Source organism: Ruegeria sp. YTSC004 (genome assembly GCF_059609805.1).
The window spans coordinates 40895-52610 of record NZ_JBXWMJ010000009.1 but is presented as its reverse complement, the minus strand read 5'-3'; the positions used below and the strand labels follow the sequence as shown (position 1 = coordinate 52610).

Genomic DNA, 11716 nt, shown 5'->3' with positions numbered 1-11716 from the left:
ATTACCCTCCGATCTGACGCCAGCGGCGCCCATCGCGATGCATCAGCATCAGCGCTTCTTCTGGGCCGGAACTGCCCTGATCATATTTCGCAGGGCGATCTCCACGCTCTTCCCAACTGTGAATAATGGGATCAACCCAGGCCCAGGCGGCCTCTGCCTCGTCCCCGCGCATGAACAGTGTTTGGTCGCCACGAATGACATCCATGATCAGTCGTTCATAAGCGTCCGGCGACTGGGCCTCATCACCCAGTGCATCGGCAAAGCTCATGTCCAGCGCCACGTCGGACAAGCGGAAGCCGCCTTGCCCCGGTTCTTTGATCGTGGTGCGCAGTGTGATGCCCTCGTCCGGTTGCAGGCGGATCACCAGCACATTGCCGTGCAGCGGGCCGACATTGGGAAAGATCGTATGCGGCGGATCCCGGAAAAACACCGCGATTTCGGATTCGCGGGCACGCAGGCGTTTTCCGGTTCGCAGATAGAATGGTACGCCCGCCCAGCGCCAGTTGCCGATATGGGCCTTAAGAGCGATGTAGCTTTCGGTGCGGCTTGCGGGGTTACCAACATGATCCAAGTAACCGTCGCCGCCCTTGCTCGAACGATATTGACCGCGTGCGATGTCAGACGGCGCAACAGGCTCCAGCGCCTCGATCACCTTGACCTTCTCGTCCCGCACGGCGTTGGGCGAAAATTTGGACGGAGGTTCCATCGCAGTCAGACACAGAAGCTGAACAAGGTGGTTCTGCACCATATCCCGCATCGCACCGGACTGATCGTAATAGGCCCCGCGCCCTTCGACGCCAACAGTCTCGGCCACGGTAATTTGAACGTGATCGACATGTGTCGCGTTCCAGAGAGGTTCGAACAGGGAATTTGCAAAGCGCAGCGCCATCAGGTTCTGCACCGTTTCCTTTCCCAAATAGTGGTCGATCCGATATATCTGGTGCTCTTCAAAGCAGGCTCGCAGCCCGGAGTTCAGCGCCCGGGCTGACGCGAGGTCGTGGCCAAAGGGTTTTTCGACCACGATACGGCTGTCAGGGGTCGCCAAACCATGATCGCTCAGCCGTTTTGCGATGCCCGAGAAAAGGCTGGGACCAACTGACAGGTAGAAGGCGCGTACCACGTCAGGACGCAAGGTGTTGGCAAGATCTTTCCAGCCAGAATCTCCCATTGCGTCAACGGGAACATATTCAACATGGCTTAGAAACTGATCCAGAACGTCCTTTTTGAATGCAGGCGCAAATTCTTTCATCGAGGCGCGTATTTGGTCCCGGAACCCGTCGCTGTCCATGTCGGACCGCGCTGTGCCGATAATCTTTGCGTCTTCGGGCATCTGACCGACTTCGAACCGATGATAGAGCCCGGGTAAGATCTTGCGCTGCGCCAGATCACCGGTCGCGCCGAATAGCACCAGATCGAACGGGTCTACCGGGATTACGCGTGAAACCATCTATGGGCTCCTTCAAATCTGCTGGCATCACTTAGGCGCAGTTATCACTGGTCCTTGTGATGCAAGCATTGTTACCGCTAACATTCAGGCACTGAATAGGGAAGCACAACTGGAAAATCAACCCTGATTCCGCAACCACTCCATTACCGAGGATCGAACCGATTGGTCTCCGCGATGACGGGCGTCGGCAATGATCTTACGCAGTGACTGCAGGTCGGCACGCAACAACACGCTTTTGACCGGGCCAATCGACGCCGGGCGCATTGACAAGGTCCGAATACCCATGGCTGCCAGACACAGTGCCTCAACCGGTCGCCCGGCATCCTCGCCACAGAAAGACAACGGCGTGTTCGAGATATTGCAGCGCTCGACAATCCGTTCGATGAAGGTCAGGAAGCTGACGTTCAGCGTGTCATAACGTCGGCGCACCAGCTCGTTTTCGCGGTCAGCGGCAAAAAAGAACTGTTTCAGGTCGTTGCCCCCGATCGAGACGAAATCCACCTCGTCAAAGAACTTCTGCGGGGCAAAGGCGAGAGATGGCGTTTCCAGCATTGCGCCAACTTCGATCGATTCTGGCAGCACATGACCAAGACGCTTTTCGCGTTCGATGGTCTTGTTCACTTCCCAACGTGCTTCGCGGTATTCTTCGGCCTGCGCCACAAACGGGAACATGATTGTTAAAGGCCGCCCATTGGCTGCGCGCATCAGGGCCTGCAGCTGCATCCGCATCACGCCGCGTTTGTCCAGACCAACGCGAATAGCGCGCCAGCCCAAAGCCGGGTTCGGCTCTTCGACGTGCTTCATATAGGGAAGCACTTTATCCGACCCGATATCCAGTGTGCGGAACACAACGCGCATGTCGCCAGCAGCATCCATTACGCGTTGATACTGTGTCACAAGCTCGGACCGCTTGGGCATCTGATTGCGGATCAGGAACTGAAGCTCGGTGCGGAACAGGCCCACACCCTCGGCCCCGGAATTTCCCAGCGACGGCAGATCGGCCATCAGGCCCGCGTTCATAACCAGATTGATCCGCTCACCATCGCGCGTCACTGTCGGAGTATCGCGGATCGAGGCATAGCGTTCCTGCGCTTTGGCCTGCATGGCGATTTTATCGCGAAACGCGGAGACAACCGTATCTTCCGGGCGCAGTTGGACCATGCCCTGATCGCCATCGACCAGAATATGATCTCCGTTCAATGCCTCGGTTGTGATGTGCCCAACGTGAACCACCAGTGGAATTGCCAGGGCACGGGCCACAATCGTTGCGTGGCTACCGACTGAGCCTTCTTCAAGAACGATCCCTTTCAACGAGCGGCCATATTCCAACAGATCCCCAGGTCCGATGTTTCGGGCAACCAGGATCGGATCGGGTGGCAGGTCGGCCCCGTTGGTACCCCCCTGCCCGGTCAAGATGCGCAGCAGCCGGTTGCTGAGATCATCCAGATCTGCCAGCCGTTCACGCAGATAGGGGTCGGTGACCTGCCCCATCCGGGCGCGGGCTTGCGATTGTTCTTTCTCAACCGCCGCTTCGGCGCTAAGGCCCAGGGCAATGTCCTCTTCCATGCGGCGCATCCAGCCCTTGGAATTGGCAAACATCCGGTATGCTTCCAGTACCTGCAATTGCTCCTTGTCACCGCCCTGCGAAATCTCAAGCATCTTGTCGACGCCCACGCGCAGTTCATCCACGGCCTCGTTCAGACGTTCGCGTTCGCGGTGGGGATCGTCGGCAATCGGGTTGGTGACGACAACACGGGGTTCATGCAACCAGACATGCCCTTCGGCAGCTCCTTCCTGTGCCGGGCCTCCTTCAAATTGCACTGATTGCTGGTGCCGAGGTGAAAGGGCAGCGCCCTCGCCTACAAAGGCGCCAAGCTCGGTCATTTCGGCCAAGACCATGGCGACCACTTCCAGCGCGTAGACCTCGTCAGCGGAATACAAACGCGCGTCACGAGATTGAACGACCAATACGCCCAGCTTTTCACCCAAACGCTGGATCGGCACCCCAATAAAAGACGAGAATCTTTCCTCACCAGTTTCCGGCATATACCGAAACCCTTTGGTCGAAGGCGCGTCGGCGGTGTTCACGACCTTGCCGGATTGCGCGACATGACCCACGAGGCCTTCACCCAACCGCATACGCGTTTTGTGAACCGCCTCTGGCGACAACCCTTCGGTCGCGCAAAGCTCAAGTGTATCGGCATCCCGGAACAGATAGATCGAGCACACCTCGGCCCGGATACTATCCGCGATCAGATGCGTGATCCGGTCAAGACGTTCCTGACCGGCGGCTTCGCTCGCCATCTCTTCGCGCAGCCGCCCCAGCAGCTTGCGGGATTCTGTTTCGGTGCCTTCCGCCATATCCCACCCAAATTACGGAATCAGGCGAGACCTTTGGCTGAAATGCTTAGGCCGCCTTGTCCAATTCAAAGGCATCATGCAGTGCCTGAACAGCAAGTTCCATGTATTTCCTGTCGACAAGGACGGAAATTTTAATCTCAGAGGTTGTAATGACCTTGATGTTGATCCCCTCATCCGAGAGTATCTTGAACATCTTGGCCGCCACGCCCGACTGCGAGCGCATACCGATACCCACGACCGAGACCTTGCAGACATCCTGGTCCGCGACCAGTTCGGCATAGTTCAGCTCACCCGCATCCTTGATTGCCAGCAATGCCTGTTCGGCGCGCGCCACCTGATCGGTGGGGCAGGAAAAGGTCATGTCCGTGCGCCCCTCGTCCGAAATGTTCTGCACGATCATATCGACATTCACGCCCGCATCGCTGAGCGCGGTAAAGATAATCGACGCGATGCCCGGGCGGTCAGCCACCGAGACAACGGTCATCTTGGCTTCGTCGCGGGAATAGGCCACACCGGCCACAACATTGGATTCCATGATATCCTCCTCATCGCAGACCAGGGTACCGGCCTCGTCGGATTGTTCCTCAAAGCTTGAAAGAACGCGCAGTTTTACCTTGTAACGCATCGCCAGTTCGACAGAGCGGGTTTGCAGAACCTTTGCCCCCAACGAGGCCAATTCCAGCATTTCCTCGAACGAAATTCGGTCCAGCTTGCGTGCTTTTTCGCAGATGCGCGGGTCGGTGGTATAAACACCGTCAACATCCGTGTAGATGTCGCACCGCTCGGCACCGAAGGCGGCGGCAAATGCCACGGCGGTGGTGTCCGACCCACCTCGGCCCAGGGTCGTGATACGGCCTTCCGGGCTGATGCCCTGGAACCCGGCGACCACGGCAACCTTCATGCCCTCGCCAAACTTCTGGTTCAGGTTATCGGTCGGAATTTCTTCGATCCGGGCCTGGCTGTGGGCGCTGGTGGTCATCAGCGGAACCTGCCAGCCCTGCCAGCTGCGGGCCGGGACATCCATTTCCTGCAACGTCAACGCCATCAGGCCAGCGGTGATATTCTCACCCGAGGACACGACGGCATCATATTCCCGCGCATCGTACAACGGTGATGTTTCATCGACCCAGCCCACAAGCTCGTTTGTCTTGCCGGACATGGCCGAGACGATGACGATCACGTCATAGCCCTTCGCCACTTCGACGCCGATGCGCTTGGCTGCGCGGCGGATACGGTCAAGGTTGGCAACCGAAGTGCCGCCAAATTTCATCACGAGTAAGGGCATGGGGGCAAGTGTCTCCGCGCCTTGGATTTCTGGTCTCGTGCGTCTTATGCGAGGGGGGCCGCAAGGGCAAGAGTTCAAAACCGGTCGGATGGCCGCATCTGACCGCTTTACAACGGCCACAGAGGCTGTCAGCCTGCACCCCGCAATTATTCCCAGAGGTTTTCCATGTTCCGCGTTGCCGCAGCCCTCGCCCTTTTGTCTTCATCCGCCTTTGCGCAGGTCTCTACGCTGGCAGCAACCGACGGCAAGAATGCTTTGGGCACGGTGCCCTGTGCCAAAGCCGGTGCAGCGCTAAGCAGCTGCCACGCCGAGCTGCGCCACCATGACGACGGTACTACGACCTTGGCAGTGGGGCTGGGCGGAGCCGAAGTACGCAGCATCTATTTCACGGATGGTGTACCGACCTCTAGCAGCTCACCTGCCCGGATCAGTCACGAAACACGGGGTGATTTAACGGTGGTCTTCATCGATCCGGATGAAGTTTACGAAATCCCAACGGCGGCTTTGAAACGTCAATAAGCGTGCGGCTGACCGTCCCAGGTTTCAAAACACCCGGTTGTGGCAAGTGACAATGCCCCAAAGCGGTCAAGCAGCCCGTCGGCAGCCTGATCAACAGTGATCGCAGCCTGAGTGCCCCCCATATCCGTCTGCACCCAACCCGGATGGTAGATGCCAACGGCGACACCATCCGCGCGCAAATCCGTCGCCAGATTGCGCCCCAGATTCAGGGCCGCCGCTTTGGACGCACGATAGATATAGCTGCCACCGGGCGCGCGCGTATGCGACGCCATCTGGGACGACAGGATCGCAACCTTGCCTTTCGCGACCTGAAGATTGGGCAAAAGCGCCTGCACGGTCAGAAACACGCCCGTCACGTTGGTCGCAAAACTCTGCGCCCACATGTCGGCAGGATAGCCGTCTATGCCGTGGCCTTTGTCCAGATAGACCCCGGCGTTGCAGATCAACAGATCAACCGGACGACCCGCAAGCCCTTGTGCCATCGCGGCCTGCTGTTTCGGATCAGTCACATCCAGTACAAGCTGCGCACTGGAATCCCGGGCGGTTCCGGTAACGTCATGCCCCTGCGCGCGGTAACGATCTGCCAGAGCTTGGCCAATTCCGCGATTAGCGCCGGTGATAACGATATGCATGGGTCAGTTCGTTTTACGGGTGGGTAGGAAAGGAAGCGGCGAAACCGGCACGCCATCTTCAATCAGCGCTTTCGCCTCATCGGGCTTGGCTTCGCCATAAATCGCGCGTTCGGGCGCATCGCCCAAATGGATCTTACGCGCCTCTTTGGCAAAGTCCTTACCGACATAGTCCGAGTTTTCCTCGACCTTGCGGCGCAGATCGGCCAGCACCTTCTCGATGTCTGGCGACGGGGTCGCGACATCCACCTGTTTGCCTTGTGGTTCAGTTGTCTGAGCATTGCGGGCCGGACGAACGCGAGGGGTCATGATAGCCTTATCTACTTGCGCGTCACCACACACAACGCAGGTCACCATACCTGCGGAGGCGAGTTTGTCGTAAGCGGCGGCCGATTGAAACCAACTGTCAAATGTATGGTCGCGGCTGCATTTCAGCGAATATTGAATCATGGTCCGTCCATTTTCCGGTAGGCAAATAGATACCGACAGACATGGCAAGATCAAGCCCTTCGCAAGGCGAGTCAGTGTAGAATCGGGCCAAGACGGCGTAACAAAAGGGACAGTTCCCGCGATTTCACCAGAGAGGCCGCTTTTTTAGGCGAAACCCACTTTCGCTTTCGTTGGGCCCGTTCAGGAAATTCAGGCGCTATCGACGTAACACAGAGGGGAAAGACATCCACCAGACACAATACGGGGTTCGTACTGGAGTGGGGTTTCAAATATGAGAAACGGCCCATGGGATTGTTTGCGCAGTTGCCTTTAACCCCAGCCTCTTCCCAAGCTTCTCGTCCGGCGGTTTGCGACGGTGTCATATCCTCGATTAGCCAGCCCTTCGGTATGATCCAGCGCTTGGATTTGCGCGTTGTGATCAGCAAAACCCTGAGCTTTCCGTGTTTGATGCGATAGCAGAGCGCTGCCGATTGATGCTTAAGCCGCAGGTGCTGTTCGCTTCCCCGCAGACACGTCGGTTGCCTCGCACCGATCACGCCGCACCACCTTTCAAACTGCTTTCACCCTCAATCGCCGACCTTTGAGGTTTTTATACATTTAGCGGCCGGCTGGGGTCAGAATACCATATGGTGCGGTTTCTTCCAAGCATTTAGGTCGGTTTCAAACGCGGGCAGCCAGCTTCCGAACCAGATCTTCATGCGGGATATCGGCATCGATTGCCAGTCGCCGCAACCCGAAGTGAACGCGCGCCACCTGTTGATAATATCGGGTGTAGACATAGTTCGTACCACCACCTGCGATCGCACCCAGAACCGGTATCGATTGCGCTGCCAGCTTCTGGCCCAATACAATGGACAGTCGCGGCGCTACCGCTGAAATTAGCTTTTGCATCGCTGGGCCAGTCAACGTCAGGCGGACCGAAAAGAAACCCAGATCGGCGCCATCGTCAAAAGACAGTGGTCCGGCTGCGGACAGGACCCGAACGCAATCAAATTTGACGCCTTCCTCGGACGGATCGAACCCTTCGCGGAACGCCGCACCCTGAATGGCACGCAATAGCATGGCCGTTGTTGCAGGCAATTCCATCAGGGCAGTCGACACGCCACCCATGCCACCGGCCGCCCCCATCGCCGTTGCGACAGCCGTGTTCACCCATGGCTTTTGATCCGGAACGGCACGACGCGAACCCTCGGCTGCGTGCATCGCTAGCCAAAGCGCCTGTTCGGAGGCCCCTGTCAGCCCCTCCCGCACAGATACAGGAAGTTGTTCCAGTAGCGATTCCGCCGACCCCCCCAAACTGTTCAACAGTTTAACGCCGGGACCTCCGGCGGTTCTGTAATACTTGGCCAACCGATCCAATTCGGCATCGGTATCCAGCTTTTCGACTAGAAGCACGTCCTGCATATAAGCCCTCCTGACGTTAAACATCGGGGCTGAACGGCAGGGTTTCAATAGCTCAGCGCGTCCAGCGGGTCACCTCGCCACGCACATTCAACCATTCACCGGGGCTCAATTCCACGCCTAAGACCCGGTCAGGGTTTGTTGGGGGCGGCATTTCCACACCGGAAAGCCGGGTGAACCCGAAACGCGCATAATAAGGCGCATCGCCCACCAGCATTGCCCTTTGCCAGCCAATTTCGCGACCAGCCTCAAGCCCCTGATGGATCAGGAATCCCCCCAGACCTTCGCCCTGGTGGGTCGGGTGCACCGCCACGGGACCCAGCAACAAAGCGTCGTGATCGCCCACATGCACGGGCCAGAAACGGATCGCCCCGGCCAGAATGCCCTGCCCGTCGCGCGCAACAAGCGAAAGGCCCGACACGGGTGGAACATCATCGCGCAGACGATACGAGGACAGCGCTTCACGCCCCGGCGCAAAGCACAGGTCGTAAAGTGCCTCGACCTCCCACCAATCATCCGGCTCCTCCGGCCTGATCACGAACTGCTGCACCCTGCCCTCTTTTCCTAGCTGGCAATCGCCCTAGCACTTCGGTACGCCTTGGGCAAACGCTTGGAGATCTTATGTTCTATCGCCCCGAAGACGGCCACGGCCTGCCACACAATCCGTTCAACGCCATTATCACGCCGCGGCCGATTGGCTGGATCTCGACGCGTGACACAGATGGGATCAACAATCTGGCTCCGTATTCGTTTTTCAACGGCGTTGCTTACACCCCGCCGCAGGTGATGTTTGCTTCAACCGGAACCAAACACGATCAAGACGGCACGAAAGACAGTCTTGCCAATATCAAGGCAACGGGGGTGTTTTGTGTAAACGTCGTCGCCCACGCACATCGCGACGCGATGAATGCCAGCTCAGCAGGCTTGCCGAAACATGTCGACGAATTTGGCCATGCAGGCCTGACACCCTTGGAATGCGAAACCATCCCATGCGCCCGGATCGATGGGGCTCCGGCAGCGCTGGAATGCAAGCTAACCCAGATCGTGTCCCTTCCGGGCGAGGCCAATCGGGTGGTGTTCGGAGAAGTAACCGGCGTACATCTGCGCGACGATTGCTTGAAAGATGGAATGTTCGACGTCACAACATTCCAACCGCTGGCAAGGCTTGGGTACCGGGACTATTCGGTGGTCACCGAGCTGTTCAGCCTTTCACGACCGGATGACTGATGCCAATTCCTGACCACTTACGCAGATACCCGATAACGCTTCCTGACGGCTCTGATCACAAGGGCACGGTTTTCCTGTCTGAAGCGATTGACCATCCCAAGTTTCAGGCCGGAGAATACAGCTACGCATCGGATTTTGATGCGCCCGAGGATTGGGCGCAACGACTTGCCCCCTACCTGTTTCCGTTTTCGCAAGAAAAGCTAGGGCTGGGGAAGTTCTGTCAGATCGCCCATGGCGTACGTTTCATCACGTCATCGGCCAATCATTCAATGGATGGATTGACGTGCTTTCCGTTTCCAGTGTTCGACCCGGACGGAATGACCGGGTTTCAGCCGGACACGCGCGACACTCTCATCGGCCACGATGTCTGGATTGGCTATGGCGCGATGATCCTGCCCGGTGCGCAGATCGGTTCGGGGGCAATTATTGGTGCCGGGTCTGTTGTTCGCGGAAACGTACCGCCCTATGCGATCATTACCGGGAACCCTGCCGAAGTGCGGCGGTTCCGGTTCGAAAAGGACACCATCGACCGGCTTTTAGCATTGAACTGGTGGGATTGGCCCGCCGAGAAGATCGCCGAAGCCGAAGAGGCGCTTCTGTCTGGTAATATTGAAGAATTGGAACGGATTGCTCCAAAGTAAAAGGCGGCCGAAGTGGCCGCCTTTTGCAATCAATGCCCGCCCAGCACACCCGTGCGGACCGAGTAATCGACGGCCAATTCGTAGTCCGGGTCATCGTCGCTATCGACCATAAGGTGGCCGGCCTTGTTCAGCAGTTTATGGCAATCCCGGCTGAGGTGGCGCAGCATGACGCGTTTGCCCGCAGCCTCGTATTTTCCAGCGATGTTCTCGATGGCTTGCAGCGCGGATTGATCCACGACGCGGCTTTCGGCAAAGTCCACGATTACAGTGTCAGGGTCGTTCTGAATATCAAACAGTTCAATGAATCCGTCGGACGAACCAAAGAACAAAGGCCCCTGAATCTCATAGACCTTTGCGCCTTCTTCCGTCTCCGAGTCCCGTGTGACCGCATGGATGCGTTTCGCATTGTTCCAAGCATAGGCAAGAGCTGAGACGATCACACCTACAACTACGGCAACCGCAAGGTCTTCCATCACGGTCACAACAGTCACCAGAACGATGACGAACGCATCCATCAGGGGCACCTTGCGCATGATCTTGAACGAGTTCCAGGCAAAGGTCCCGATCACCACCATGAACATTACACCAACCAACGCAGCCAGCGGAATCTGCTCAATCAGCGGTGAGGCGAACAAGATGAACACCAGCAGGAACAGGGCCGCAGCAATCCCGGCGATGCGGGTACGGCCGCCGGATTTTACGTTGATCATCGACTGACCGATCATCGCACAACCGCCCATGCCGCCGAAGAATCCAGTCGCTACATTGGACACACCCTGCGCAATGCATTCTTGCGAGGCCCCTCCGCGCTTGCCGGTGATTTCACCAACGAGGTTCAGGGTCAGCAGGGATTCAATCAAGCCGATGGCGGCCAGAATGACAGCGTAGGGCAAGATGATCTCAAAGGTTTCCCAGTTCAGCGGCACCATCGGGATGTGAAACGCCGGCAGGCCGCCCTCAATTGAGGCCAGATCACCAACGCGCGGCACATCAAGACCAAAGCCAATTACCAGCGCGGCCACGACAACGATCCCAGCCAAAGGCGCAGGGATAATGCGTGTGATGCGCGGCATGACCCAGATCACCGCCATGGTCAGCGCGACCAGTCCCAGCATCGTATAAAGCTGTAGGCCCGAAAGCCATTCGCCACCGCCCACACCGTGGCCGGTGTTTTCCATGGTGCCTGGAACCTTGAACTGCCCCATCTGGGCCAGAAAAATCACGATGGCCAGACCATTTACAAACCCCAGCATCACCGGATGCGGCACCAGCCGGATAAAGCGTCCCCAATGCATCGCGCCTGCAATGACCTGCAAGACACCCATCAGAACCACCGTGGCGAACAGGTATTCCACCCCGTGTTCAGCCACCAACGCCACCATCACAACAGCCAGAGCGCCGGTTGCGCCGGAGATCATGCCCGGCCGACCACCGATCAGCGCTGTAATCAAGCCCACCATGAACGCGGCATACAGTCCGACCAACGGGTGCACACCGGCGACAAAGGCAAACGCCACCGCCTCGGGGACCAGCGCCAGCGCAACGGTCAGGCCCGACAACAGCTCAATCCGCAGGCGCGAGACGGTCAGCCCCTCATCCGGCATCCAGCGGAGATCGGGTTTGGCTATACGATTGGCAAAGCTTGCCAGCATGGCTCGGGGCATGAGACGTCCTGTGGGGTTGTTTGTTCGCGCGAAAGGGGCCTTTTACCTGTCATACCTGACATTAGATACTGCACCCAGCGGGACCCTGATAT

Annotated in this window: 12 protein-coding genes; 3 read left to right on the top strand and 9 right to left on the bottom strand. The window is 57.9% G+C overall.

Translation table 11 applies throughout. The features are described 5' to 3' along the window. Window position 1 precedes the first annotated feature (1 nt). The 3 genes from zwf to AC2FFP_RS16305 form a co-directional block, all read right to left on the bottom strand. Window positions 2-1447, bottom strand: coding sequence for a glucose-6-phosphate dehydrogenase (zwf, locus tag AC2FFP_RS16315; RefSeq protein ID WP_496726016.1), 1446 nt, complete (start codon window positions 1445-1447; stop codon window positions 2-4). Between the two features lie 117 nt (window positions 1448-1564). Further along, a complete protein-coding gene (ptsP, locus tag AC2FFP_RS16310) occupies window positions 1565-3808 on the bottom strand; it encodes a phosphoenolpyruvate--protein phosphotransferase (RefSeq protein WP_109313424.1) in 2244 nt (747 codons plus the stop codon). A gap of 46 nt (window positions 3809-3854) precedes the next feature. Continuing rightward, the gene (locus tag AC2FFP_RS16305; protein ID WP_058272246.1) at window positions 3855-5093 is read right to left on the bottom strand and encodes an aspartate kinase; all 1239 of its coding nucleotides are present in this window, start codon (window positions 5091-5093) and stop codon (window positions 3855-3857) included. Window positions 5094-5258: 165 nt separating this feature from the next. Here AC2FFP_RS16305 and AC2FFP_RS16300 point away from each other — a divergent pair, with 165 nt between their 5' ends. Continuing rightward, window positions 5259-5612, top strand: a complete 354-nt coding sequence (locus tag AC2FFP_RS16300) for a hypothetical protein (protein WP_496768171.1) — start codon at window positions 5259-5261, stop codon at window positions 5610-5612. Here the strand turns inward: AC2FFP_RS16300 and AC2FFP_RS16295 are convergent. The 5 genes from AC2FFP_RS16295 to AC2FFP_RS16275 all read right to left on the bottom strand — a co-directional run bounded on the left by AC2FFP_RS16295 (window position 5606) and on the right by AC2FFP_RS16275 (window position 8642). Then, entirely contained in the window at window positions 5606-6244 is a 639-nt protein-coding gene (locus tag AC2FFP_RS16295; protein ID WP_496768169.1) for an SDR family NAD(P)-dependent oxidoreductase, read from the bottom strand. The genes AC2FFP_RS16300 and AC2FFP_RS16295 overlap by 7 nt on opposite strands. 3 nt (window positions 6245-6247) lie before the next feature. Beyond that, on the bottom strand, window positions 6248-6691 hold the full coding sequence (locus AC2FFP_RS16290; RefSeq protein ID WP_496768167.1) for a DUF1178 family protein: 444 nt from the start codon (window positions 6689-6691) through the stop codon (window positions 6248-6250). A gap of 71 nt (window positions 6692-6762) precedes the next feature. After that, entirely contained in the window at window positions 6763-7227 is a 465-nt protein-coding gene (locus AC2FFP_RS16285; RefSeq protein WP_496768165.1) for an NUDIX hydrolase, read from the bottom strand. A gap of 124 nt (window positions 7228-7351) precedes the next feature. Then, a complete protein-coding gene (locus tag AC2FFP_RS16280; RefSeq protein WP_496768163.1) occupies window positions 7352-8095 on the bottom strand; it encodes an EcsC family protein in 744 nt (247 codons plus the stop codon). 52 nt (window positions 8096-8147) lie between these two features. Further along, the gene (locus tag AC2FFP_RS16275; protein WP_109313430.1) at window positions 8148-8642 is read right to left on the bottom strand and encodes a GNAT family N-acetyltransferase; all 495 of its coding nucleotides are present in this window, start codon (window positions 8640-8642) and stop codon (window positions 8148-8150) included. Window positions 8643-8713: 71 nt separating this feature from the next. Here AC2FFP_RS16275 and AC2FFP_RS16270 point away from each other — a divergent pair, with 71 nt between their 5' ends. Continuing rightward, on the top strand, window positions 8714-9319 hold the full coding sequence (locus tag AC2FFP_RS16270) for a flavin reductase family protein (RefSeq protein ID WP_058272253.1): 606 nt from the start codon (window positions 8714-8716) through the stop codon (window positions 9317-9319). Continuing rightward, on the top strand, window positions 9319-9960 hold the full coding sequence (locus AC2FFP_RS16265; protein ID WP_496768160.1) for a CatB-related O-acetyltransferase: 642 nt from the start codon (window positions 9319-9321) through the stop codon (window positions 9958-9960). Before AC2FFP_RS16270 ends, AC2FFP_RS16265 begins: the two co-directional genes overlap by 1 nt. A 29-nt stretch (window positions 9961-9989) precedes the next feature. Here AC2FFP_RS16265 and AC2FFP_RS16260 read toward each other — a convergent pair whose 3' ends face one another. Beyond that, entirely contained in the window at window positions 9990-11624 is a 1635-nt protein-coding gene (locus tag AC2FFP_RS16260) for a SulP family inorganic anion transporter (RefSeq protein ID WP_496768158.1), read from the bottom strand. Window positions 11625-11716 lie beyond the last annotated feature (92 nt).